This is a genomic window from Amycolatopsis sp. NPDC088138, assembly GCF_044741685.1.
GTDB lineage: Bacteria > Actinomycetota > Actinomycetes > Mycobacteriales > Pseudonocardiaceae > Amycolatopsis.
On the sequence record NZ_JBIUTB010000008.1, the window covers coordinates 393,904 to 418,614 of the forward strand.

Consider the following 24,711-nt stretch of genomic DNA (forward strand, 5'->3'; position numbering starts at 1 on the left):
GTGCTGGCCGGCTTCCCGCCGCCGCTCGTCCCGCCGGACCGGCCGCTGCCGCCGGAACTGACCGGGTCGACCTCGCACGGGTACAACTGCCGTTGTGTCGCAACGCATTTCGGCCTGGATCCGGCACCCTACGGCGAGCTTCCCACGTGCTCGCTGACCGAGGCCGAGTACCACGAGCTGCTCGTCGAGGCCGTCGACGTCCAGGGTGCGGCCAAGCGGCTCGCCGCGGCGCGGGACGTCGTGGGCGCGCAGCGGCTGTACACCCGGATGCGGCAGCTCGCGCACCGGCTCGACCGGACCGACCTCGAACTCGCCGCCGTCAGCGACCTGGCGACCGTCTGCTATTCCGCCGGGGATCTGCGCGGTGCGCGGCAGTGCGCCGAGGCCGTGCTGAACGTCTTCGCCGTGATCACGGTCGCCATCGTCCACTTCGGACAGTACGCCGAGCTGCGGATGACCGAAGGTTCGCGTGAGGTGGCCGAACGCGTACTGATCTCACTGTCCACAGAGGAGGGTGACCTCCCGCGGGCGCGCGAGCTGCTCGCGGACCAGCGCCGCCGGGCGGCGTTCCGGAAGGCGGCCGAGCCGGGGCAGTTCCCGCGCGAGCAGCTCGACCCGTACGGCGCCGACGAGCTGGAGCTGCGGATCCTCGAGGTGCGGGTGCAGGTCGCGGCGGGCGATCCGGCCGGCGCGCGGGCCGCGATCGAAGAGATCCTGGCCGCGCTGGCCGCGATCGCGGACGTCGACGACGTCCGCGAACAGGTGGTGTCGCTGCAGGCGATGGCGCGCGCCGAACGTGCCCGCGTCCGGCAGGCGGGCGGCGAGGACGCGGACGCGTCGGCGGACTTGCTGCGCCTGAGCGCCCGGCACGGTGGCCCGACGGCGGCGAAGTTCGACGTCCAGCTGGCGGAAACCCGGGCCCTGAGCGGGGATTTCTCGGGCGCGATCGCGGCGATCGTCACGGCCCGCGACGAGCTCGCGGCCGCGGGCTTGACCGGCGACGTGGCCGAAGCGAGCCATGCGCTGGGGTCGCTCCTGCTGCTCGCGGGGGAGGTCGCGCAGGCGAGGGACCAGTTCGAGCACGCGGGAAAACTGTGGGCGGCCCACGGCGACACCCCGGGTACCCGCAGGCTCGACCTGGCGCTGGCCCGCTGCGCGGCCGCCGAGGGCGACTGGCCAAAGGCGAAGGACCACGCGGCGCGGGCCCAGGATTCGGCGAGGGCCTCGGGGGAGTGGTTGGAGGCCCTGCGCGCGGACTTCGTGACGGCGACGATCGAGTACCACCGCGACCCGCGGGCGGCGCTGGACCTGCTGCTGCCGGTGACGCTGGCCGCGCAGGAGTACCGCTTCGAGTTCGCCTCGCCCGAGGCGAGAACGGCCTGGGCAAGCGGAGTCGCAGGCCCGGCGACAGAGCTGCTGATGGTCCTGCTGACCCAGCTCGGAGAAACCCGGCTGACGGCGGAGCTGATCGAGCGCACCTGCGCGGTCGGCGCCTACACGGAGGAACGGTCCCTCGACCTGACGGGCACACTGCCGACACTGGAACCGGTTGCCGGGGCCGCGGATTCGGAGCGGGTTGAGCCGGTTGCCGCGGACCGACCCGTGCCGGTCGCCGCCGCGCGTGGTTCGGAAGTGCCTGAGCCGGTCGCAGGGGTGGCTGGTTCGGTGCGGTTCGGACAGGTTGCCGCCGAGCAGGGTGCGGAGGGGATCGAGGCGGCGGAGCCGGTTGGTGGTTTGGAGGTGCCGGAGCCGGTTGCGGGCGGTGGTGGATCCGGGCGGCCCGGCTCGGCTGCCGCCGAGCAGGGTTCGGAGGTGGCGGAGCCGGTTGCTGCGGCGAGTAGGCGGGAATCGGCTGCCGGCGGTGGTGGTTCGAGTCGGCCTGGGTCGGTTGCTGCCGAGCAGGGTTCGGAGGTGGCGGAGCCGGTTGCTGCGGCGAGCAGTCGGGCGCCGGTTGCCGGGGGCGGTGGTTCCGGGCGAGTCGAGTCCGTTGCTGCCGAGCAGGATTCGGAGATGGCGGAGTCGGCTGCTGCGGCGAGCAGCCGGGAAGCGGTTGCCGCCGGGCAAGGACCCGAGGCAGCGAAGCCGGTTCCTCCGTCCGAAACTTCGGCTCAACCCAAGCCCCGCGCAGCCCAGCGCACCTCGGTGCAAGACCAACCTCTTCCCCTCGCCGCGCTGGGTGCCGTCACCTCCGCCCTTCCCCTCCGCCTCGCCCCGCCACCCGAACTGCGGTGGTCTCCCAGCCAGCCCCTCGAGCTGGACCGCTGGCTGGACCTCGCCGCCGAGCGGTACCACCTGCGGCGCCCCGGCGGTGAGACCGTGGCCACCTGGCCCACCTCCGCGGCCGGGCGGGAGACCTTCGTCCTGCGGTTCGCCGATGCCGGGCCCACCTACCTCAGCTGGCGGACCACCGAGGACCTCGACACCGTCCACACGCGCACGATCGACGCCGACGCTGCCCTCGCGGTCCTGGCCGCCGCTTCTCCGACGCCGCACGAGGGGGAGAGCGTCGCCGACGCCGTCCGGCGGGCGCTCGGCGACGACGCCCTCGGCAGTGCCGCCGGGGAACAGAACCTCGCCCGGGTGCTTGGCGGTGCTCTGCTGCCCGCCGATCTGGTTCAGCGGCTTCGGGACGCGGACGTGCGGCCGTTGCTGCGGATCCAGCCTTCGTCGCGGCTGGCCGCCGTGCCGTGGGGGTTGCTTGCCCTGGGGGACGACGGCGATGAGCGGGTGCTCGACGTCGCCGACGTCGCGCTGCTCGCGCCGGCCGGGATTCCGCGCACGGCGCCCGCCGCTGGTGGGCCGCCCGTTTACCTGCTCGATCCGCGGATTCCCGGGCAGAGCGCCTTCGGCGAGCTGGGTTCCGTGCTCGGCAAGCAGCACGCGGACTCGCCGCTGATCAAGCATCTCGACGCGCGGCTCGCGGCCGGGCCGGTCCGGCCGGCCGCCACCACGGGGCTCGACCTCGTGCGGCGGGCCGACGCCGACCGGCGGCTGCTCGCGCGGCTGCTGGCCGAGCCGTGCTCGCGGCTCGTGTTCGCCGGGCACGTCAGCCGCGTGCGGGACGAGCACGGCGCGCAGACCGCCCTGCACCTGTCCTGCGGGGCCGAGCTGCCCGGGACGGCCGCGCCGATCGGGGCGCACCGGCCGTTCACCGCCGCCGATCTCGCACTGTCGCGAGTGGACGCCATGCCGGCGCGGGTGGCGCTGATCGGCTGCGCCAGCGCGGGGGAGTTCGGCCTGGCCGAGCCGTTCGGCGTGCTGCTCGCCGCCGTCGCGGCCGGGGCCGGGCTGGTCGCCGCGACCGTCTGGGCGCTGCCGACGTCGGCCGCCGTGCCCGGTGCGGACCCGATGGCCGAGCTGCTGATCGCCGTCGACACCGCCCTCGACGGCGACGATCCCGTCACCGAGCTGTGCGACTGGCAGCGAAGCAGGCTCGCGCGGTGGCGTGAACGGCCCGAACCGGCCCGCTCGCCCGTCTTCTGGGCCGCCCTGACCTGCCTCGACGCCACCGCCGACGGGCAAACCTGGGTTCGGTAGCACCGCCGTCCGCCGAAGCTGTGTGCACACCGCACAGCGAAAGGCAGGACCGATGTTCAAGAAGATCCGCGACAAGGTCAACGAGGCGACGCAGCAGGGCGCGGCCCGCGGCGCGCAGGAGTTCCAGCAGCACGCCGAGCAGTTCCGGCGGGCGGCCGCGGCGCAGGGGTACGACATCACCCCGCAGCTGCCGACGCCGCAGGCGGCCGCGCAGGCGTTCCGGAGCCTGAACGCCGACCCCGACATGGCCGCGTTCCTGGCGCTGCCGATGGAGGAGCAGCTGCGCCAGCAGCAGGAACTGCAGGCCTACGGCACCGAGCTGCGGCGGCTCTACGACACGTGCGAGCCCGCCACCCTGGTCGTCCGCGCGCTGGAGCCGACCGGCCGGACGATCGCCGGGCAGGCCCAGTACACCGCGACGCTGGAGGTCACCCGCGACGGCGGCGTCCCGTACCGGACGGTGGCGCAGCTGATCGCGCCGCAGGCGACGATCCAGCAGTACGCGCCCGGCACCCGGCACGAGGCCCGCGTCGACCCCGCCGACCCGGCGAAGGTCGGCGTGTTCGGCCCGATCGCCTAGGGGGCGGGGGTGTTCGCACTCGGCCGGCCGGAGAACCCGCGGCGTCCCGGCCGCCGGCTGTGGCTGCTCGGCGTGCCCACGACGCTCACCTGGGCGGTCGCGGGCTGGTCGGGCGCACTCGGGCTGCTGGACACGTTCCGGCTGATGTCGCTGAACCGCGTCGACGCGTGGGGGGCCGACGCGGGCCCGGCGGTCTCCCTGGTGCTGTTCTTCAGCCTTTCGGTCACGGCGGCGTCGTCACTCGGCTTCGCGATGCTGTGGAGCGGCGGCGTCTCGCTGGGCCGGATGGGCGTCGGCTTCCGGGCGAGCTCGCTGGCCGCGTTCCTCGGCGTCGCGCTGGGCAGCGGCGTGGCGATCCCGTCGTGGACCCGGCCGGAGGCGGTGGGGCAGCGGCTGCCGTTCCTCGACGGCCCGCCCGAGCCCTGGTCGGACGTCGACTGGGTGGTCTACTACGAGCCGTACCTGGTGCCGGCGGTGGCCGGGCTGGCGGCCCTGGTGCTGATCGTGGTGCTGCTGCGGGCGTTCCTCGCCACGGCGGAGGCGGACGACCGCGCCCAGGCACTGGCCCAGCGGGGCCGGCTGGTGACGGGGCAGGTCACGCACGTCGAGTTCACCAACGTCTGGGTGATGGGCAACCCGCGGTTCACCGTCCACGTCCGCTTCCCGGCGGAGACCGGCGAGCGCACGGTGGTGACGACGATGGTCACCCCGGTCATGCAGTCGCCGGCGCGCGGTTCGAGCGTCCGGGTCCGCTACGACCCGCAGAATCCGGACGCGGTCCTGGTGGAACCGGACCCCGACGACCACGCGGTGCGCTACCCGCCGTTCATGTAACGGCGGAATGGGAGCAAGCGACTCCCGCATTGAGCGGTTGCCGCAGGATACTACGGCCCGTAGCATCATCGACGCGGAATGCGACCCTGACGCGGAGTGTGATCGCATGAGCACCTGGACGAAGCCGTCCCCTGGCCGGCGTAGTGTGGGTGCCGGAGAGTGGTGTTCGACCCGCTCTCCAGAACGCCGTGAGATCGTCCGTGCAGAGGGAACCGGTACGCGGCGCGAAAGGGTGTGCTGACGCCATGAACATCAACACGGCGGCTCGCGAGACGGAAGCCTCGCCGACGTCCGAACCGGGTGAGCCGATCATCGGCCAGTCCCCGCGGCGCACGGTCGGGAGCTCGGTGTACGTCACCGTGCCCGGCCCGGTGCCGGTGATCAAGGCCAAGCAGAAGAAGAAATAGCTCAGCCGAGGTTCATCGCGTACTGCGCGGCCCGCTGCAGGCTGCCGAGCAGGTAGTTGTAGCGCTCGGAATCCAGCTTGCTGATCAGGGAGAGGTGCTCGGGCGCCACGTCCTCCCCGTTGGCCTTGATGATGTAGGTCGAGTTCAGGGTGATCGCGCCGACCGTGAGCACGTCCGCGGGGTGGGGGCCGATCTTCTTGTCGCTGCCGATTTCCGACAGGAGAATGGGCGCCGCCAGAATACCGCGCCAAATCTGCGCGATCGGTGACGGGCTGAGGTTCGCCGCTTGCAGGGTTCCGGTGAAAACGGCCTGAGCCGCGGCGAAGTCTGAACCGCGGTCGATCGAAACGTGGTGCCGCAGGGACCATTCTTCGCGATGGGTGTAAACCGAGGTGCCCACGAGGTTGAGGGTGTACCGCCGGCGCCCATTCTCCTGGGGCCGGCTGCGCAGCCAGAGAAACAGCCCGAAGTTTTCGCCTTCGTTGCCGCCGAGAACGTGGTCGTCGTATTCCCGCGACAGTTCCCGGAGCACGTCCAGCGGGCCACCGGCGATGCTCAGCGCGGAGTGCAGCCGGGTCGTCAGCTCCTCGGCGGCGGGACCTGCGGGGATCTCCGCCGTCGGCTCGCAGCCGACGGCGGTGTAGCAGTCGTCCAGGGCGCTGGCGAAGCGCCGGCTGTAGACCAGGGAGTCCGCGACCTCGTCCTCCGGCCGGTACCGCCCGGGTTCCACGACGGCGAGCGCGAGGTCGGAGATCGCCTGGTTCAGCTGCGAGTACGACTTCAGGAAGATGGGCTTGAGGCCCAGTGTCTGCTCGAGGTAGCGAGCGGAGTTGACGGCGTAGGCCGCGGCGCGGGTCGGGGAGACGTCCTTGACCGGCGGGGGGACGACGAGCGAGAACCGCGGCGCGTCGGACTCGGTGAGCGCGCTTTCGTAGAGCGGGCCCACGAGGTTCGGGTCGGACATGCTCAGCCCGATGAAGATCGTGCACGAGTCCTTGATCGACTCGGCGAGGATCGCCCGCACCTTCGCGCCGTACTGGAGGAACTGCGACTCGGTCAGCAGGATCGGTTCCTCGTGGCCGGTCGCCTGCCGGATCCGGCCGTGCAGGTGCAGCACGCCGACGCGTTCGTCGGCCTGGTTCCACTTCGTCCACCCGTCCTTCTCGCCGAGCGGGACCGAGAAGGACTTGACGTCGCCATCGGCGAAGTAGGTCAGGAGCGCCTCTTCGAGGATGATGTCGAAGTTGGTGGTGAGCAGCCGGCTGTCTTCGCGCCGGACGCTCGCCAGCCGGGCGATCGACTCGGCCAGCAGGCCGGGAGTCACCTTCAGGTCCTGCTGGTAGAGGGCCTTGCGGATGACCTCGTGCTCCCGGAAGTCGCTGTCCGCCTCCTTCAGCAGCTGAAGGACGATCTCCGCCTTGCGCATCAGGTCGACCTTGTCGTCCTGGGCCATCTTGCGGATGTCGTCGTCGGCGATCGCGTCGACCATCTTTTCGATGAGCGAAGGCCACGACGGCAGGCCGGAGTTCATCGACACCCCCGCGCCCACCACGATCGTCAGCGGCAGGCCGCGGTCCCGGACGGTTTCGAACAGTTCCCTGAGGTACTCCTGCGATTCGAAGGAAAACGTGTCACCGTCGTCGAACGTGCCGGGATCGACGATTTTCGAGACGAATCCCTCTGGCATGCCCGTCCTCACACGTCCACGATGCTTGTGGTGTCATCGTGACACCTGTGCGTCGTGGGGTCGTGCTCCGTGGTGAACTTGTTACGCCGAACGGGAACGTCACACTGATGGCCGAATAGGTACCGCGGTAATTGTCACGCTTTTGTCAATGGCAGGTCCGCGCGGATCAGCTCCGCTTTCGCCATCGTGTCGTTGAGGAACGCGGGCAGCGGACGCCGGTAGCGCGCCGCCAGGGCGTCCGCGATGTCGGTGGTGACCCGCCAGCCCTGGCCGTCCAGCCAGGCCGCCGGGTCGCGGCGCGGCTCGGTGTTGAGCAGGCCCGCCATGCTGATGCCCAGGCGCTCGGCGGCCCGCATCGCCTCCATGCTCCGGTTCATGCCCTCGACGTCGCCGCCGGGGACCTGCTCCACGCCGAACCGGCTGCCGGGCGCCGAACGGGCGTGGACGAGGTCGAACAGCTCCTCCTCGGCCCGCGCGGGCAGGTACGGCAGCAGTCCCTCGGCGAGCCACACGGTCGGCCGGGTCCGGTCGAAGCCCGCGCGCTCCAGCGCGGCGGGCCAGTCGTTGCGCAGGTCGGCGGCGACAGGACGGCGGTGGCAGTGGGGCAGCGCACCGAGGTCGTCGAGCACCTGCTGCTTGAACTCGAGGACCCGCGGCTGGTCCACCTCGTAGACGTCGCGGCCGTCCAGGTCGAGCCGGTAGGCACGGGCGTCGAGGCCGGCGGCGAGGATCACCACCTGCGGCGCGCCGGAGGTGACGACGACCTCGTCGAAGAACCGTGACCGCAGGCCCATGTAGGCGGCCATCGCGCGCCACATCTCGTCGCCGTCCACGTCGGACGGGCCGGTCGGCAGCGGTTTGGGCGGGTTCGCCGCGCGGACGAACTCGGCCGCGAACGGGTCGTCGACCAGGCCGCCCGCGGACTCCGTCGCGATGGCCCGCGCGGAGGCGACGGCCAGTGCCGTCAGGCCGACGCTGGTCACGATGTCCCACTGCTCGTGCGTCCCGGTCATCCGCAGGCCTCCTCTTGATCACTGGATCCCTCCAGCATGACATTGCGCGACCGATCGAGTGCGTGGCGTGAGTGGTTTGCCCGGATTCAGGGCGTGTGTCGTGCGTCACCGGCTGTGATGTTCGGAAGTGTGCGCCGGACTCGCGGTGCGTACCGGAAATTAATAACGAACAATGCTCCGTGCTCTTTGTCAAATTGTGCCGATGTAGCGATCGGGTAACGCTGTGGGTAATTCTGCCGACGCCGGAAAAGATCCCTTCGTGAACATCGTGAGCCAGGCTAAGCAGCGCGCGGAGCTGCGCTAACCTGCTTGTACGGTGTGCAAGGCGGAGTCGGCGGGACACGATGCGTGATATGCGCGGGCGTGTCGGAAAGTATTCGCGCCGAGCTGTCGAAAATGTCGGTGTCGGGCTTGACAGGGGCGCTGGAGTTGATGTTCTCTGCAAGCCGGTTCGGTCACGCCACGTCATTGGGAAAGCCGCAATTCACCGGTTCGGGTGCCGGTGTTCAAGATCGTTCAGGACGTTCCGTGATCGGCCTTGGGGTCATCTCGTCCTGTCCGGGTTCGACGTCAGCCGCGCGCCGGCTGGGAATCGAGCGGTTCCACCATGCTTGACCGAGGGTCCAAAGGGTCCAGAGGGTCCACGCCACGCCGTCCGGCCGACTCCCCGTGGTGGCCGGCGCACTGGAGCGTCCGCACCAAGATCAGCGTCGTCCTGCTGCTCCCCGTCCTGGTCGCCGTCGCGCTGGCGGTGGTCCGGATCCAGGGTGAGCTCGACCGGGCCACGACGCTCAGCGCGGCGCGCGACCGGCTGCCGGTGCTGCACGACACGATCGACCTGACGGCGTCGCTGAGCCAGGAGATGGTCGCCGCCGTCGCGGTGCCCGGGGGCGCGCCGAACACCCTGACCGCCGCGGTCGACGCGAAGGTGAGCGCCATCCAGCGCGAAACCGGGTTCGCGCCGCTGGCCGCCGACACCGGCCGCGCCCTCAACACCGCGCTCGGCAAGCTCGCCGGGATCCGCGCGGCCGGCGCCGCGAACGGCGACGTGCGCACCAAGGCCGCGGGCTACAACGACATCATCGCCTCGCTCGGCGACCTCGTGCCCGCGCTCGTCCCGGCCGACGTCGGCAGCGAAACCGCCGTCGCGGCCGACACCGCCCGGCTGCTGGTGCACCTGCGTGGCGAGCTGGCGACCGAGGAGACCTACGTGCGGGCGGCGGCGGCCAGCCCGGACGACGCGTCGCTGCGCCCGGCGGCCGTGCTGAGCACCGCCGAGCAGACCGTGCTCGGCGAGCAGGCCGGACGTCAGCTGTCCGGCGCCCTGAAGACCCGGTTCGCCGCCGCGACCGCGCCCGCCCAGAACCGGCTCGGCACGCTGCAGGACCCCGACAGCACCGGCACGTCGGCCCTGCTGTCGTTCCTCCCGTCCATCACCGCGGAAGTACCCGGCGTGACCGGCGTGCTGAACGACGTCGCCACGCAGCTGGCCGGCAACGTGTCCGACGCGGCCGACCGCGCCCGCGCCGACTCCCTGCGCGACACGGCGCTGGTGCTCGGCGCCCTGCTCGGCGCGCTCGCGATCGCCCTGCTGGTCGTGCGGTCGCTCGTGACGCCGGTGCGGCGGCTGCGCGCGGCCGCCCTGTACGCGGCCAACGAGCAACTGCCGGAGACCGTCCGGCAGGTCCGCGACGGCCAGGAGGTCGACTGGCGCGCCGTCCCGCCGGTCCCGGTCCGGACCGAGGAGGAGATCGGGCAGCTGGCCCGCGCCTTCGACGACATGCACCGCCAGGCCGTCCGGCTCGCCGTCGAACAGGCCGAGCTGCGCAAGCAGGTCAGCGAGATGTTCATGACGCTGTCGCGGCGCAGCCAGTCGCTGGTCGAGCAGCAGCTGTCGATCATCGAAGACCTCGAGTCGGGGGAGCAGAACCCGAGCCGGCTCGAGGAGCTGTTCCGGATCGACCACATCGCCACCCGGCTGCGCCGCAACGGCGAGAACCTGCACGTGCTCGCCGGTGGCCGCCCGGTGCGCCAGGGCCGCGAACCGGTGCCCACGCGCGACCTCCTGCGGGCCGCGACGTCCGAGGTCAAGGACTACCGCCGGATCGCGATGGGCAACGCGCCCCGCAGCTCGGTGCAGCCCGAAGCGGCCGCCGACGTCGTCCACATCCTCGCCGAGCTGCTGGAGAACGCGACCCGGTTCTCCCCGCCGGAGCAGAAGGTCGCGCTGACCGCCGACCGCGGCGCCGACGGCGGCCTGCTGATCGAGGTCGTCGACCAGGGGCTGGGCATGACACCCGCGGAGATCACGGCGGTCAACGAACGGCTCGCCGCCGCCGGCACGGTCGGGCCCGAGACGACCCGGCGGATGGGCCTGTTCGTGGTCGGCAGGCTCGCCGCGCTGCACGGCGTCACGGTGCGGCTGCGGCCGACCGGGCCGGGCGGGCGGCACCAGGGTGTCACCGCCAGCGTGCACGTCCCCGGCGCGCTGGTCCTCGCCGACCTGGCCCGGCCGATCGGGGCCGGGCGGGCGGTCGAACCGGTGCGCCGCAACGGGTCGCACCGGCCGCCCGTGGTGGTGCCGCCGCAGGCGCCGACGCCGATCTTCGAGCAGGTCGTCACGAGCTGGTTCACCGAGCCGATCGACCCGCCGCCCGCCCGTCCGCCGGCCCCGGTCGTGACGCCGGCCCCGACACCGACACCGACGCCTGCCCCGACGCCGGTCGCGAAGCCGTCGCCGTCGCAACCGCCGTCACAGCCGCAGCCGGTCGCCGAGTGGGCGACCCCGGCGGCGGAGCAGGCGCGCCATGCCGCGGAAAACGCGCTCGAACCGGCGGCGGCGCCGCAGCTGACCGACGCCGGCCTGCCGACCCGGCGGCCCGGTGCGCAGCTCGCGCCCGGCGCGGTCGTCCCGCGGGTGCGCGAGGAGAACGGTGGCGGGTTCCGGGACGCCGCCGCCGTCCGGAACAGCCTGTCCCGGCACTACCAGGGAATGCGCGCGGCCCGGCGGCAGACCGCGTCGCGCACCGAAGAATCCGGAAAGGACGAAGTGGATCCGCGATGACGGAACTGCCCGAGGTTCACCACCACCGGCGCGCCCCCGGCGCCGACTCCGCGACTCGCACGCTGAGCGGCACCCTGGGGGTCTTCCCCGGTGCGGCGCCGCCGCCCGAGCGGACGGCCACGCTGAACTGGCTGGTCAACGGGTTCGTGCAGGACGTCACCGGGGTGGCGCACGCCGTGCTGGTGTCCGCCGACGGGTTGCTCGTCGCCGCCGACGAGACGCTGCCCCGCGAGCGCGCGGACCAGCTGGCGGCCATCGCGGCCGGGCTGTCCAGCCTCTCGCTCGGCACCGCGGAGCTGTTCACGGCGGGCCGGGTGGTGCAGTCGGTGATCGAGATGGAGCAGGGGTTCCTGCTGCTGATGAGCGTCGGCGACGGCTCCAACCTGGTCGTGCTCGCCACGACCGGCTGCGACATCGGCCTGGTCGGGTACGAGATGACGATGCTGGTCGAGCGGGTCGGGCAGAAGGTGGACGTGCCCGCGCGTGAGATGCCGGTGGCTCAGGACCGCCTGTGACCGACTACCCGCCGTTCGGCCCGGCCGGAGAGGAGCCGCGCCACGCACCGTCGCTCGCGCGGCCCTACTCGTGGACCGAGGGCCGGACGGCGCCGGTGGTCGAGATCGCCGTCGAAGCGCTCGTGGAGACCACGGCCGCCGGCCGGAACGAGGCCTACCACTCGACGAGTGCGCTGGCCCAGGTCATGGAGCTGTGCCTGCGGCCGCGGTCGCTGATGGAGATCGCGGCGCTGCTGGTGCTGCCGCTCGGCGTGGTCCGCGTGCTGGTCGCGGACCTGATGGAGGACCGGCTGGTCATCGTCCGCGACACCCTTTCGGACACCTCGTCCTGGGGCGAGCGCCACGACCTGATGGAACGCGTGCTGCACGGCCTGAAGGACCTGTGAGTCCCGCCGTGCCCCGGAGGAAGGACTGACCCATGGACCACGCGGAGAACTTCGCGCTGGGGCGCTGGCTGCTCGTGCTCGCCTACCTGACCTCGGTGGTCGGCTGCGTGCTCGGCCTCGCCTGCGCCGTGCAGGCCCGCCACGCGGCCGACCCGCGCCACCGCCTCCGCTGGCTGGTGCTGGCGGCGGTGTCGATCGGCGGTGTCGGCATCTGGCTGATGCACTTCGTCGCCATGCTCGGCTTCAGCACGCCGGGGATGCCGGTGCGCTACGACGTCTTCCGCACCGTGCTGTCGGCACTGCTGGCGGTCGCCGCGGTGTTCGTCGGCCTGCTGGTGGCGGGCAGCCAGGCCCGGATCGGCTGGCGGCTGCTGCTCGGCGGCTTGATCACCGGGCTCGCGGTCAACGTCATGCACTACACGGGCATGTCGGCCCTGCGCGTGAAGGGCGGCTTCACCTACGACACGCCGCTGGTGGTGCTGTCGGTGGTCATCGCCGTGGTCGCCGCGACGGCCGCGCTCTGGTTCGCGATCGTCCTGAACCGGCTGGTGCTGCGCGTGGCCGCCGGGTTCGTGATGGCCATCGCCGTCACCGGCATGCACTACACGGGCATGGCCGCGGTCCGGATGCAGATGGACATGGGCGCGCCGGACCCCTCGGGCACCGAGGTGTTCTCGTTCCTGTTCCCGGTGTTCGTCCTCGCGGCGATCGCGATGGCGGTGCCGCTGACGGCGGTGCTGATGGCCCCGGCGGTCGAGGCCGCGCCGAAGGCCGCCGTGGCGGAGGAGAAAGCGCTCAGTGCGGCGGGGTGACGGCCCGGCGCACCAGCGCGTCCTCCGGGACGCAGGTCAGTTCGCCGGGCTGGACCTCCCGCCAGGAGGGCCGCCAGACCAGGACGTCGTGGCCGGCGCGTGAGCCGAGCAGGCAGTCGATTCCGTTGACGGGGTCGGCCGCACGGTAGGCCACTCCGACGTCGGTACCGCGGATGGCGACCCGGACCGCCGGCGCCGGTGGGGTGAGGTGCGTGCCGGGGTCCGGCGGCGGTGCGGGCACGGCCCTGGCGAGGGCCGCGAGGACGTCCGCCTCGGTCGTGGTGGCAGGCAGCGCCGTGAGGACGGCGTTCAGCGGCGCGTCGGACGTGCCGGGCACCGTGGCGGGCGGGGGAGCCGGTGGCGGGGTGATCGGCGCGGCGTCCGGCGGGCAGTCCACGCGGTGCGGCAGGTCGTCGAGCCCCTGGTAGCTGAAGTCCGCCGTGTAGCAGGCGGTCACCGGGTCGGTCGACGTCCAGCCCGATTCGGTGCCCTCGTGGTGGATCCGGAACAGCAGGTGTGTCGAGACCTCGGTCGGCCCGTTCACCGGGAGGTCGCGGGCCTCCAGCACGCTGAACCGAGGCGACCGGCCGAACGGGGTGTCCAGGGCCGCGCGGGCGTAGCGGAGAGCGGACGGCTGCCGGGGCGAGGCGATGGCTTCGGCCAGCGTGGTGGCTTCGCGGTCGGTGTTCGCGTCCCCGGCCGCGCACGACGCCGACGAGGCGAGCACGAACAGCACGACCGGAATCCCCCAGATCCGTTTCACGCGCTCCAGAGTAGCGCCCGGCGCACTATGAACCGGGTGTATAAACCAGCGATATACTCCCTGTGTATAGTCGCTCGCATGTCGATCGGACTCACTCTGCTCGGGCTCCTCGAAGGCGGCCCGCGGCACGGCTACGACCTGAAACGTGCCTACGACGACCGGTTCGGGCACGACCGGCAGGTCCACTACGGGCAGGTCTATTCGACCCTCGCGCGGCTGCTCAAGCAGGGGCTCGTCGAGGCCGACGGGGTCGAGGTCGACGGCGGGCCCGAGCGGAAGCGGTACGCGATCACCGACGCCGGGGTCGCCGACGTCGGCAGCTGGCTCGCCACGCCGGAAAAGCCCGAGGCCTACCTGCAGAACACGCTCTACACCAAGGTCGTGCTCGCGCTGCTGTCCGGCCGGCCCGCCTCCGAGGTGCTCGACGTGCAGCGCTCGGCGCACCTCGACGCCATGCGCGAGCTGACCCGCCGCAAGACCGGCGGCGACCTCGCCGACCAGCTGATCTGCGACCACGCGCTGTTCCACCTGGAGGCCGACCTCCGCTGGCTGGAGCTGACCGCGGCCCGGCTCGATCAGCTGGCGAAGGAGGTCGCGTGAACGACGTCCTGCTCGAAGCCGCCGGCCTCCGGAAGGCGTACGGCCCGACCGAAGCGCTGGCGGCCGCGAGCCTGCGGGTGTGCGCGGGGGAGGTCGTCGCGCTGATGGGGCCGTCCGGGTCCGGCAAGTCGACGCTCCTGCACTGCCTGGCCGGGATCGTCCGGCCCGACGCCGGAACCGTCCACTACGACGGTGCCGACCTGGCCGGGCTGCCCGACCGCGCGCGCTCCGCCCTGCGCCGCACGGACTTCGGGTTCGTCTTCCAGTTCGGCCGGCTCGTCCCGGAGCTCACCTGCCTGGAGAACGTCGCCCTGCCGCTGCGGCTCAACGGCGAACGCCCGCGCGTCGCCGCGCAGCGGGGACGGCAGCTGCTGGACGAGCTCGATCTGCTGGCCGTCGCCGGGAAACGGCCGGGGGAGGTGTCCGGCGGGCAGGGCCAGCGCGTGGCCGTGGCCCGCGCACTGGTGACCGGTCCGCGGGTCGTCTTCGCCGACGAACCGACCGGCGCTCTCGACTCCCTCAACGGGGAGCAGGTCATGCAGCTGCTGACGTCGGCGGCCCGCGAGCGCGACGCCGCCATCGTCCTGGTGACGCACGAAGCCCGCGTCGCGGCCTATTCCGATCGTGAGGTCGTCGTCCGCGACGGCCGCACCCGGCAGTTCGAGGTGACCCGGTGATCCGGCGCTGGTGCGGCGACCTGGCGCTGGGGGTGCGCCTCGCGCTCGGCGGTGGCGGCGCCCGGACGGCCCTGGTGCGGCTGGCCCTCACCGCGGCCGGGGTCGGCCTGGGGGTGGCCGTCCTGCTGACCGCGGCGTCGGTGCCGCACCTGCTCGGCGCCCGGGACGACCGGGCCGCCGCGCGGACGGCGATCGAAGACGGCCCGCCGGTCGCCGGGGTCGACCCGGTCCACGTCGTCGAGCGGACGGACGAGTTCCGGGGCCGCGGCCTGCAGGGTTACCTCGTGCAGCAGACCGGGCCGCACGCTCCTGCGCTGCCGGGCGTCGAGCGGCTGCCGGAGATGGGTGAGGCGGTGCTGTCGCCGGCGCTCGCCGATCTCTTGGCGTCGCCGGAAGGCGAGCAGCTGCGCCCGCGGTTCCCGCAGTGGGTGATCGGCACCATCGGCGAGGCCGGCCTGACCGGCCCGAACGAGCTCTACTTCTACGTCGGGTCCACCACCGCCGCCGCGCAGCCGAACGCCGCCGCGGTGAGCCGGTTCGGCGGCGAACCCGTCCACCGGGGCCTGACGGCGCTGGAACTGCTGCTGGTCGTGCTCGGCGCGACGACCTGCCTGGTCCCCGTCTTCGTCTTCGTGGTCACGAGCACCCGGCTCGCCGCGGCGTCGCGGGACCGGTGCCTCGCCGCCCTGCGCCTGGTCGGCGCCGACCGCGGCCAGGTGGGCCGGATCGCCGCGGGGGAGGCGCTGCTCGGCTCGTTCGCCGGGCTCGTGGTGGGCGCGGCGTTGTTCCTGCTCGTCCGGGCGCTCGTCCCGATGATCACCGTGTCGGCCTTCCGCGGCGGCATCTTCGGCGGTGACGTCGTGCCCGACTGGCGGCTCGGCGTCCCGGCCGTGGTGCTGCTGCCGGTGCTGGCGTGCCTCGCGGCCCTGTTCGCGCTGCGGCGGGTCGTCATCGAGCCGCTCGGCGTGGTGCGGCGGGGAGGCCAGGTCAAGCGGACGCTGTGGTGGCGCCTCCTTCCCGCGGTCGTCGGCGGGGTGCTGCTGGCGGCGCGGTGGGAGACCGCGGCGGCCGACGCCGGGGACACGGCGGTGATCACCGGGGTGGTGCTGATCCTGATGGCCGTGCCGCTCGTGCTGCCGTGGCTGGTCGAGCGGATCGCGGCCCGGTTGCGCGGTGGCTCGCCGGCCTGGCTGCTCGCCGTCCGGCGGCTGCAGCTCGACGGCGCGTCCGCGGCGCGCCTGGTGAGCGGGATCGCCGTGGTGCTGGCCGGATCGATTGCCCTGCAAGGGGTTTACGCCCGGGCCGAGAGCGACCAGCCCGGCCCGGCCGACACCAGGGTGCTGGCGAGCAACTTCGCGTCGAACCTCACCGAGGTCCAGGCGTTCACCGCCGCGCTGCACGACCTGCCCGGGGCGCGTGACGCACCGGTGAAGACCGGCGGCCGGCTGGTGGACGCGGCCGGTGCGGAGACCACGCTCGAGTTCGGCACCTGCGCCGAGCTGCGGGCCAAGGGCGCGCCGGGCGACTGCCGCGACGGCGACGTGTTCGCCGTCGGGACCCCCGCCCCGGACGCCCACCACCCGGCGCCCGGTGACCGGCTCTGGTTCCTCGGTGCCCGCCGCGCCGACCCGGACGTCCCACCACAGTGGACGATCCCGGTGGACCGCTTCCGCACGGTGCCGGGACATCCGGCCGGCCTGCTCGTCACCCCGGCCGCGATGTCGACCGCGACGGCGGTCGGGCTGACCTCGACCGCGACGATCCCGGCGGCCGACCCGGACCTGGTGGAGCAGGTCCGCAACGCCGTCGGGCAGCTGGGCTGGAACGGGATCGTCTACTCGCTCGGCACGGAACGCGACGGCACCTTCGCGCTTATCGCCCGCGTGCTGTCGGTCGGGTCGATCCTGGTGCTGCTGCTCGCCGCGGGCAGCCTGATGATCGCGGCCTGGGAGCAGCTGCGCGAACGGCGCCGCAGCCTCGCCGCGCTGATGGCCAACGGCGTCGGCCGCGGGGTGCTCGCCCGGTCGCTGCTGTGGCAGATGGTCATCCCGGTCGCGGTGGCGGTGGTCGTCGCGGTGGCCGCCGGGCTGGGGCTCGACTGGCTGCTGCTGACGCTGGTGGTGCACCGCACGATGGTGGTCGACGTCTCGACGATCCTGGTCCTGACGGCCACGGCGGCGATCGCGGTGCTGGGGGTCACCGCGGTGACGCTGCCGGCGCTGTGGCGGTCGACGAGCCTGGAGAACCTGAGGGAGGAATGAGCGCGGTTCAGCTCCGCACGACCCGCAGGCAGAGGCGGGTGAGCACGGCGCGGAGCTCGTCGTCGGGCAGCGCGTCGAGGCGGCGCGTGACCACGCCCAGGTCGCTGATCAGGGAGTAGGCGGCGATCTGGTCCGTGGTCGGGTCCGGGCCGAACAGCAGGTGCAGGGCGCGCTCGGCGAGCTCGTCGAGGGTCCGGCTGATGCCGGGGTGCCGCCGCACGATCGGGTCGGCCTGGCTCATCGGCGCGAGCGTGCGGTACGCCGTGACGACCTGGTCCACCCAGTGGGTCACGTAGAACTCGAGGCGCTCTTCGCGGCCGCTGATCCGCTCGAGGGCGTCGAGCCCGGCGGCCAGCGCGGCGACGGTGGGTTCGAGGAGCGCTTCGAGGATGGCGATCTTGGTGCGGAAGTAGTAGTAGACGTTCGCCTTGGTGACACCCATGGTGTCGGCGATCTGCTGCAGGGAGGTGGCGTCGAACCCGTGCTCCAGGAACAGCTTCCGCGCCGTGTCCAGCACCGCTTGCCTGGTTTTCTCGGCCTGCGCCGCCCGTACCGCCGCCACGCCGTCATCGTAGCGCCGCCCGGCCCCCGCCGCCTCGGCGCGGCGAGCGCGCGGAGGTCAGGCCCGGACGACCTCGGCGAGCCGTGCGACGAACTCGTCGGCGTGCTCGGTCTCCCAGACCAGCGGCGGGCGGACCTTCAGCACGTCGCCGCGCGGGCCGGTCAGGCCGGCGAGCACACCCCGCTCGACCAGGGCTTCGAGCAGCGAGCGGGCGACCTCGCGGGACGGGACGTCGCCGGCGGGAAGCACGTCGATGCCCGCGAGCAGGCCGGTGCCGCGGACCTCGCCGAGTAGCGGGGAGGCCAGCTCCCGCAGGCCCCGGCGGAGGTGCTCGCCGACCTCGACGGCGCGGGCGGGCAGGCCGGTCAGCTCCAGGACGTCGAGGACGGCGTGGCCCGCGGCCGCGGCGGCCGGGGTCGCGGCGAAGGTGGAGAAGTACTCGTACCGGCCGGCCAGGACGTCGGCGATCTCGCGCCGGGTGACGACGGCGCCGATCGGGTAGCCCGCGCCCATCGGCTTGCCCAGCGTCACCAGGTCCGGCGTGATCCCGGCGAGGGCGAACCGCCACAGCTGCGGGCCGCTGCGGCCGTAACCCGACTGGACCTCGTCCGCCAGGTACAGCGCGCCGGCTGCGTGCGCGCTCTCGACCAGCCCGGCGAGGAACCCGGCGGGGACGTCGAGGATGCCTTCCGACGTGAACTGCGAGTCGGCGAGGACCAGCGCCGGGCGCAGGCCTGCGGCCGAAAAGGCCGGCGTGGTAACGGAATCCCGTGGTGCGGCGAACGTCCCGACGTGCGGTGGCCGGTAGCCCGGCGGCCATTCGTTCGAGCTGAGGTCCGCCATCCACTTCGACGAACCGTGGTAGGCGTGCTCGGCGATGATCGCCGCGTCGCCGCCGGTGTACTCGGTCGCCAGTCGCCACGCCAGCTCGTTCGCCTCGGTGCCGGACGTGGTGAACAGGCACGTGTCCAGCTCCGGCGGCATGGTCGCGAGGATCCGCTCGGCCAGCGAGACGATGCCGCCGTGCAGGTACCGCGAGTGCGTGTTCAGCTCGCCCAGCTGCTGCCCGACCGCCCGCGCGACGGCCGGGTGCGCGTGCCCGACGACGGCGACGTTGTTGTACGCGTCCAGGTACCGGCGGCCGTCGCGGGCGTACAGGTAGGTGCCTTCCCCGCGGACCAGCTCGAGCGGACGGCGGTAGAACAGCGGGGACAGCCCGCCGCCCATCGCCGCGGCCCGCCGGGCGGGCAGCTCGGGTTCCGGGACCGCCGTGGCGAGGTCGCGGGTCCCGGCCAGGCGCGCCAGCCGGTCGCCCAGCTCGGCCGGGGTGAAGGCGCTCAGCTGCGCCAATACCCGCTCGCTGGTGTCGTCGTACTGCGTGATGTAGCGCTCGTTGTCGCGGTGTGCGTCCCGCCGCGTCGCCGACACCGCCAAGGTGGTGAGCAGCCGGGCGATGACGAGCTCGCCGAGCACGGCCACCTCGTCCGGGCTCAGCGCGCGGTGCCGCTGGTAGCCGCGCAGCACGGCTTCCGTGCCGCGCCAAAGGTCATCGGACCGGCGCACCACCGACGTGAGGGTGCCGGCCAGGTCGGTGACGGCGGCCGTGTGGTGCATGTCGCCGAAGTCGATCACCCCGGTGATCGCGCCGTCCTCGGCCAGCACGTTGGTGAGCGTGACGTCGGCGTGCTGCACGCCGGAGGGCAGGGTGGCCGTCGCGGCCAGCGCCGGTGCCACCCGCGCGACCAGCTCGCCGAACCGCCCGATGCCCGACTCGGCCACCACTGCGGCCACCTGCCGGACGTCCCACAGCAGGGTGCGGCCGGCCGCGGGGTGGAAGAACCCTTGCAGCGCCAGGGAAACCCGCGCCGCGACCGCGCCGACCTGGGCCGCGAGCCCGCCTGCCAGCGGCTTGCCTTCGAGCGGGACGCCGGGCAGCAGGGTGATCAGCCGGGCCAGGCACGCGCGTCCGGTGTCGTCGGTCAGGTGCGCGACCGCCTCGCCCGACCGCGTGGCGACGGACTCCGGCACGGGCAGCCCGGGGTCCGCGGTGTGCACGTGCTCCAGCGCGCGGACCTCCATGTCGACGACGTCGGCGCGCTCGGCCGGGTTGGAGATCTTGAGGACGAACCGGCCGTCGACGAGCACGTTCCGGTCGCGTTCGCTGTCCAGGGGCTTCAGCACCGGGTCGGTCAGCCGCCAGTGGTCACCGAGCGCGGCACGCAGGCTCCCGGAACCGAAAGCCGGTGCCGGTTCCGTGAAGAGGCTCATGCGGAGGCGTCCTTTCCGGGTTCCCGGGTGCGCGGGTCGGGCTCGCCGGCGGCGAGGTCCGCCCGGGGCAGCAGGTACCGGCCCGGCTGCCCGCCTTCCATGGTGAACGGCCGGTCGTGGCCGGGGTAGACCACATCGGCGTGAGCTTGCACAAAGGACAGTGACCGCGCCGCGGCCCCCTCGTCGACGGCGGTGGCGCACCGACCCGCCCGCACGGACCGCGCCGACGGGACGGCGTCCCCGGTCAGCAGCGCGACACCGGCGGCCGTGGTGACGGTCAGCCCGATCGAGCCCGCGGTGTGCCCGGGCAGGGCGGTGACCGTGACGCCGGGGGCCGGCTCGAGCCCGTCCGTCGCCGGACGCGCGTGGGCGAGGATCGCCGACGTCCACGGCGGCGCCACCGGGTTTCCGCGCGGCGAGAGGTCCTCGTCCGGGTGGATCAGGACGTCGGGGAAGAGGTCCGCGTTCTGCACGTGGTCCCAGTGCGCGTGCGACAGCACCAGCGTGTCGACCGAACGCGTGCCCAGCGCCCGCAGCAACGCCTTCCGGCGTCCGGTGTGGCCGCAGTCGAAGAGGATCCGGCGTCCCGCCGCGTGGACGAGGTACACCCCGCAGAACCCGATGCTGCCCTGCGCCGACGAGAGCCCGTAGCCGAGCAGCAGCGGCTCGACGACGGCCTCAGGCACCGAACTGCTTGAGCATGTAGGGCAGCACACCACCGTGGGTGTAGTAGACGGCCTCCCGCGGCGTGTCCAGCCGGGCGCGGACCTCGAACGCGAACGCGGGCGCGTCCCGCGGCCGGACCCGCACGGTCACCGGCCGCGCCGGATCCTCGACGGCTTCGGGGATGCCGAGCAGGTCGAACTCCTCGGTGCCGTCGAGCCCGAGGGTCTCCGCGCTCTGCCCCTCGGTGAACTGCAGCGGGAGCACGCCCAGCTGCACCAGGTTCGACCGGTGGATCCGCTCGAACGACTCGGCCAGCACCGCCCGCACCTTCAGCAGCGCGGTGGCCTTGGCCGCCCAGTCGCGCGACGACCCGGTGCCGTACTCGCGGCCCGCGATCACCAGCAGGGGAGTGCCGGTGAAGGACCGCGCGGCCTCGTACACCGGGACGACGTCCCCGGCGGCGTCCCGGGTCGTGCCGCCGGGCGCGAGGCGGTTCTTCAGGCGCGGGTTGGCAAAACCGCCGCGCACCATCACCTCGAAGTTGCCACGGCGGGAGGCGTAGGTGTTCAGGTCGGCCTCGCCGAGTCCGGTCAGGTACTCCCCGGCGCAGCTCGACGGCGGGATCCGCCCGGCCGGGCTGATGTGGTCGGTGGTCACCGAATCGCCGAGCAGCAGCAGGGCTCGCGCGCCGAGGAAGTCGGCCGGTGGGCCCGGGACGTCGTCGAGGAACGGCGGCCGCCGCAGGTAGGTCGATCCGGGTGGCCACTCGAACCGGTCGCCGCCCGCCGCGGGCACGGCGGCCCAGCGCTCGCCGCCGTCGAAGACGTCCGCGTAGGCGTCGCGGAACAGCTCCGGGGTGAGGTGGGCGCTGACGACGGCGTCGACCTCGGCGTCGTCCGGCCAGAGGTCGGCGAGGAAGACGGGCACGCCGTCCGGATCGGTGCCGAGCGGTTCGGTGGTCAGGTCGTGCTTGACCGACCCGGCGAGCGCGTACGCGACGACCAGCGGCGGTGACGCGAGGTAGTTCAGCGAGACGTCGTTGTTGATCCGGCCGTCGAAGTTCCGGTTGCCCGACAGCACGGACGCGACGACCGTGCCGCGCTCGGCGACCGCTTCCGCGGCCGCCGGCAGCAGCGGCCCGGAGTTGCCGATGCACGTCATGCAGCCGTAGCCGACGAGCTGGAACCCCAGCTCGTCGAGGGGCTCGGTCAGCCCGGCGAGCCGCAGGTACTCCGTGACGGTCTTCGAACCCGGCGCGAGACTCGTTTTCACCCAGGGCGCGGACGTCAGGCCGCGGGCGCGGGCGTTGCGCGCGAGCAGCCCGGCGGCGACCATCACGTGCGGGTTGGACGTGTTGGTGCACGACGTGATCGCCGCGATCGCGACGGCACCGTCGGGAACCCCGTCACGGTCCACAGTGGACCCGATCGCGGCCGTCGCGTTCGCCGGCACGTCGGCGAGCGCGACACGGTCCTGCGGCCGACGCGGCCCGGCGAGCGAAGGTGTGACGGCGGCAAGGTCGATCCGCACCCGCTCGTCGAAGCGCAGGCTGACGGAAGGATCGTGCCAGAGGCCCTGTTCCTTGGTGTACGTCTCGACCGCGGTGACGTGGTCGGGTGTGCGGCCGGTGAGCCGCAGGTAGCCGAGCGTCGTGGCATCGATGGGGAACATCGCCGCGGTGGCCCCGAACTCCGGGCACATGTTCGAGATCGTCGCGCGGTGGGCCAGCGGAATCCGCGCCACCGCGGGCCCGGAGAACTCGACGAACTTGCCGACGACGCCGTGCTCCCGCAGCCGTTCGGTGATGGTGAGCACCAGGTCGGTCGCGGTGACGCCGGGGCCGAGCTCGCCGGTCAGCTCGACGCCGACGACGGGCGGGACGACCAGACTGAGCGGCTGCCCGAGCAGCGCGACCTCCGCCTCGACCCCGCCGACCCCCCAGGCCAGCACGCCCAGCGCGTTGACCATCGTGGTGTGCGAGTCGGTGCCGGCGCAGGTGTCCGGGAACGCCCAGCCGTCGCGGCGCTCGACCACGGTCGCGAGGTACTCGAGGTTGATCTGGTGCATGATCCCGGTGCCGGGCGGCACGACGTGCACCCCGTCGAGCCGCTCGCCCCACTTGAGGAAGCGGAACCGCTCGGCGTTGCGCTCGTACTCGATCTCGACGTTGCGGCGCACCGCGTCCGGCCTCCCGGACACCTCGGTCGCGATGGAGTGGTCGACGGTCAGGTGGCTGGGGATGTGCGGGCGCACCGCGGCCGGGTCGCCGCCCGCCTCGGCGACGGCGTCGCGCAGCGCGGCCAGGTCCGTCAGCACCGGGACGCCGTTGGTGTCGTGCAGGAAGACCCGCGACGGCGAGAACGCGATGACACCCCGGAAACCGTCCACCAGGGACTGGATGTGCCCGGCCGTCACCGTGTGGCCGTCTTCGTGGCGCAGCAGGTTCTCCAGCAGGATCTTGTGGGCCAGCGGCAGCCGTTCCGCACCGGGCACGGCGTCGAGGCGGTGCACCCGGAACCGCTCGCCCGCCAGGTCGAGCGAGGAGAGGCTGGCGTAGCTGTCGGCGCTCACGAAAGCGTCCCGACCGTGGCCGCCGGGGTGGCGGGGGCTGGCTCGGCGATCCGGGAGCGGCGCCGGACGCGCGGCGGCCGGTCGAGCAGCTCGGCGATCCGGGAGAGGCCGAAGTTGATGACGATGTAGATCGCGGCGGTGACCGCGTACGCCTGGACGAAGTTCGCGTTGTACTCGCCGAGGACCTGCCCGTTGCGCAGCAGCTCCGGGTAGCTGACGACGTACCCGAGGCTGGACTCCTTGAGCGTCCGGATCACCTGGGTGACCAGCGCCGGCCGCAGGGCCCGGAACACCTGGGGGAGGATGACCAGGCGCAGGGCCTGGCCGCGCCGGAGCCCGATCGCGGCGGCGGCGTCGAACTGGCCGCGGTCGAGCGAGTTCACCCCGGCCCGGACGATCTCCGCGAACACCGAACCGGCGTGCAGCACGATCGGGATGGACAGCACCCAGAACGGCGGCAGGCTCCAGCCGAACGTCGGCAGCCCGATGAGGAAGAAGTAGACCAGCAGGATCAGCGGGATCGCCCGGAACAGCTCGATCGCGGCGGCGGCCGGCACGGCCAGCCAGCGGCGCGGCGACAGCCGGCCCAGCCCGAACACCGTGCCGAACACCAGGGACATCGCCGCGCAGGACAGGCCGATCCGCAGCGTCATCCCCAGGCCGTCGAGCAGGTAGCGGATGTTGGGCCACTCCCACAGCGGCGACCACAGCCGCGACGAGAGCTGGCCGACGTGGTCGAGCTGGAAGTAGATCCCGGCGAGCGCGCCGAGCACGACGACGACCGCGACGATCGTCGCGACCTTGAGCCGGGCCTTGCCCTTCGGGCCGAGCTCGTCGAACAACACGGTGGTGGACGAGGACTTCATCGCCGGATCCGGACCTTCCGCTCGATGATCCCGGTGAGCTGCCCCGCGGTGAGGGTGATCAGCAGGTAGCCGATCGTCGCCGCGATGAAGCTGGGGATGGGCTGGGCGTGGTCGAGGTTGAACTGCCGGGCGGAGCCGGTGAGCTCCTGGACGCCGACGGCCGCGCCGAGCGCCGACGCGAGGCTGACGTTGATGAAGATCGAGCCCAGCGGCTGCGCCATCGACCGGAACGCCTGCGGCAGCACGACCTGCCGCAGGACGCCGGAGAACGTCAGCCCGAGGGCGCGCGCCGCCTCGATCTGGCCGGCGGGCACGGCCGCGACGCCCGAGCGGACGGTCTCGCAGACGTACGCGCCGAAGTACAGGCCCAGGCCGAGGACGACCGAGCCGAACAGCGGCACGGTCGCCCCGACGTAGGGAAGCCCGAAGACCACCATGATCAGCACCAGCAGCAGGGGCGAGTTGCGCAGGCAGTGCACGTAGAACGCGGCGACCGACCGCAGCGGGCCGATGGGCCCGACCCGGCAGACGCCGAGCACGGTGCCCACGACCAGGGCGAGCGGAAAGGCGAGCACGGCCAGTTCCAGGGTCACGAGCAACCCGGTGAACAGGTCGCCGAGGTGGTCGAACAGTACGGACACG

20 protein-coding genes are annotated in these 24,711 nt (G+C 72.9%); 11 read left to right on the forward strand and 9 right to left on the reverse strand.

What is annotated here, in order from left to right; genetic code table 11:
* The 4 genes from ACIOD2_RS42590 to ACIOD2_RS42605 all read left to right on the forward strand — a co-directional run bounded on the left by ACIOD2_RS42590 (position 1) and on the right by ACIOD2_RS42605 (position 5,358).
* On the forward strand, positions 1-3,537 hold the full coding sequence (locus ACIOD2_RS42590; RefSeq protein WP_400551074.1) for a hypothetical protein: 3,537 nt from the start codon (positions 1-3) through the stop codon (positions 3,535-3,537).
* Between the two features lie 52 nt (positions 3,538-3,589).
* The gene (locus ACIOD2_RS42595; RefSeq protein ID WP_400551075.1) at positions 3,590-4,117 is read left to right on the forward strand and encodes a hypothetical protein; all 528 of its coding nucleotides are present in this window, start codon (positions 3,590-3,592) and stop codon (positions 4,115-4,117) included.
* A gap of 9 nt (positions 4,118-4,126) precedes the next feature.
* Positions 4,127-4,951 carry a DUF3592 domain-containing protein gene (locus tag ACIOD2_RS42600; RefSeq protein ID WP_400551076.1) on the forward strand — a complete coding sequence of 275 codons (825 nt, stop codon included), beginning with the start codon at positions 4,127-4,129 and terminating at the stop codon, positions 4,949-4,951.
* 245 nt (positions 4,952-5,196) lie between these two features.
* Positions 5,197-5,358, forward strand: coding sequence for a hypothetical protein (locus tag ACIOD2_RS42605; protein ID WP_400551077.1), 162 nt, complete (start codon positions 5,197-5,199; stop codon positions 5,356-5,358).
* A 1-nt stretch (position 5,359) separates the two neighbouring features.
* Here the strand turns inward: ACIOD2_RS42605 and ACIOD2_RS42610 are convergent, their stop codons facing one another.
* Together ACIOD2_RS42610 and ACIOD2_RS42615 are read right to left on the reverse strand one after the other, a co-directional pair.
* The gene (locus tag ACIOD2_RS42610) at positions 5,360-7,045 is read right to left on the reverse strand and encodes an SIR2 family protein (protein ID WP_400551078.1); all 1,686 of its coding nucleotides are present in this window, start codon (positions 7,043-7,045) and stop codon (positions 5,360-5,362) included.
* A gap of 134 nt (positions 7,046-7,179) precedes the next feature.
* On the reverse strand, positions 7,180-8,058 hold the full coding sequence (locus ACIOD2_RS42615) for an SAM-dependent methyltransferase (RefSeq protein WP_400551079.1): 879 nt from the start codon (positions 8,056-8,058) through the stop codon (positions 7,180-7,182).
* Positions 8,059-8,665: 607 nt separating this feature from the next.
* On the opposite strand from ACIOD2_RS42615, the gene ACIOD2_RS42620 reads away from it, so the two are divergent.
* The 4 genes from ACIOD2_RS42620 to ACIOD2_RS42635 are packed head-to-tail and all read left to right on the forward strand — an operon-like array spanning position 8,666 to position 12,835.
* Positions 8,666-11,122: a sensor histidine kinase gene (locus ACIOD2_RS42620; RefSeq protein WP_400551080.1), complete on the forward strand. Its 2,457-nt coding sequence runs from the start codon at positions 8,666-8,668 to the stop codon at positions 11,120-11,122.
* The gene (locus tag ACIOD2_RS42625) at positions 11,119-11,637 is read left to right on the forward strand and encodes a roadblock/LC7 domain-containing protein (RefSeq protein WP_400551081.1); all 519 of its coding nucleotides are present in this window, start codon (positions 11,119-11,121) and stop codon (positions 11,635-11,637) included. Before ACIOD2_RS42620 ends, ACIOD2_RS42625 begins: the two co-directional genes overlap by 4 nt.
* Positions 11,634-12,023 (forward strand): DUF742 domain-containing protein, encoded by a 390-nt coding sequence (locus tag ACIOD2_RS42630; RefSeq protein WP_400551082.1) that lies wholly within the window; start codon positions 11,634-11,636, stop codon positions 12,021-12,023. Before ACIOD2_RS42625 ends, ACIOD2_RS42630 begins: the two co-directional genes overlap by 4 nt.
* 32 nt (positions 12,024-12,055) lie before the next feature.
* On the forward strand, positions 12,056-12,835 hold the full coding sequence (locus ACIOD2_RS42635) for an MHYT domain-containing protein (protein WP_400551083.1): 780 nt from the start codon (positions 12,056-12,058) through the stop codon (positions 12,833-12,835).
* Here the strand turns inward: ACIOD2_RS42635 and ACIOD2_RS42640 are convergent.
* Positions 12,819-13,598: a hypothetical protein gene (locus ACIOD2_RS42640; RefSeq protein ID WP_400551084.1), complete on the reverse strand. Its 780-nt coding sequence runs from the start codon at positions 13,596-13,598 to the stop codon at positions 12,819-12,821. The genes ACIOD2_RS42635 and ACIOD2_RS42640 overlap by 17 nt on opposite strands.
* A 78-nt stretch (positions 13,599-13,676) precedes the next feature.
* Between ACIOD2_RS42640 and ACIOD2_RS42645 the strand changes: the two genes are divergently transcribed.
* The 3 genes from ACIOD2_RS42645 to ACIOD2_RS42655 are packed head-to-tail and all read left to right on the forward strand — an operon-like array spanning position 13,677 to position 17,136.
* The gene (locus ACIOD2_RS42645; protein ID WP_400551085.1) at positions 13,677-14,198 is read left to right on the forward strand and encodes a PadR family transcriptional regulator; all 522 of its coding nucleotides are present in this window, start codon (positions 13,677-13,679) and stop codon (positions 14,196-14,198) included.
* On the forward strand, positions 14,195-14,875 hold the full coding sequence (locus tag ACIOD2_RS42650) for an ABC transporter ATP-binding protein (RefSeq protein ID WP_400551086.1): 681 nt from the start codon (positions 14,195-14,197) through the stop codon (positions 14,873-14,875). Before ACIOD2_RS42645 ends, ACIOD2_RS42650 begins: the two co-directional genes overlap by 4 nt.
* On the forward strand, positions 14,872-17,136 hold the full coding sequence (locus tag ACIOD2_RS42655) for an FtsX-like permease family protein (protein WP_400551087.1): 2,265 nt from the start codon (positions 14,872-14,874) through the stop codon (positions 17,134-17,136). The genes ACIOD2_RS42650 and ACIOD2_RS42655 overlap by 4 nt, the downstream gene beginning before the upstream one ends.
* Positions 17,137-17,143: 7 nt before the next feature.
* On the opposite strand, the gene ACIOD2_RS42660 is transcribed toward ACIOD2_RS42655, so the two are convergent.
* Genes ACIOD2_RS42660 through ACIOD2_RS42685 form a run of 6 tightly spaced genes read right to left on the reverse strand, consistent with a single transcriptional unit; the run spans position 17,144 to position 24,710 of the window.
* Complete coding sequence (locus ACIOD2_RS42660) at positions 17,144-17,698, reverse strand: TetR/AcrR family transcriptional regulator (RefSeq protein WP_400551088.1); 555 nt, start codon at positions 17,696-17,698, stop codon at positions 17,144-17,146.
* A gap of 57 nt (positions 17,699-17,755) precedes the next feature.
* Complete coding sequence (locus ACIOD2_RS42665) at positions 17,756-19,966, reverse strand: aminotransferase class III-fold pyridoxal phosphate-dependent enzyme (RefSeq protein ID WP_400551089.1); 2,211 nt, start codon at positions 19,964-19,966, stop codon at positions 17,756-17,758.
* The gene (locus ACIOD2_RS42670; RefSeq protein WP_400551090.1) at positions 19,963-20,652 is read right to left on the reverse strand and encodes an MBL fold metallo-hydrolase; all 690 of its coding nucleotides are present in this window, start codon (positions 20,650-20,652) and stop codon (positions 19,963-19,965) included. Before ACIOD2_RS42670 ends, ACIOD2_RS42665 begins: the two co-directional genes overlap by 4 nt.
* Entirely contained in the window at positions 20,645-23,203 is a 2,559-nt protein-coding gene (gene acnA, locus ACIOD2_RS42675; RefSeq protein ID WP_400551091.1) for an aconitate hydratase AcnA, read from the reverse strand. Before acnA ends, ACIOD2_RS42670 begins: the two co-directional genes overlap by 8 nt.
* Positions 23,200-24,069 (reverse strand): amino acid ABC transporter permease, encoded by an 870-nt coding sequence (locus ACIOD2_RS42680; RefSeq protein ID WP_400551092.1) that lies wholly within the window; start codon positions 24,067-24,069, stop codon positions 23,200-23,202. Before ACIOD2_RS42680 ends, acnA begins: the two co-directional genes overlap by 4 nt.
* Positions 24,066-24,710 (reverse strand): amino acid ABC transporter permease, encoded by a 645-nt coding sequence (locus ACIOD2_RS42685; protein WP_400551093.1) that lies wholly within the window; start codon positions 24,708-24,710, stop codon positions 24,066-24,068. Before ACIOD2_RS42685 ends, ACIOD2_RS42680 begins: the two co-directional genes overlap by 4 nt.
* Position 24,711: the final 1 nt, after the last annotated feature.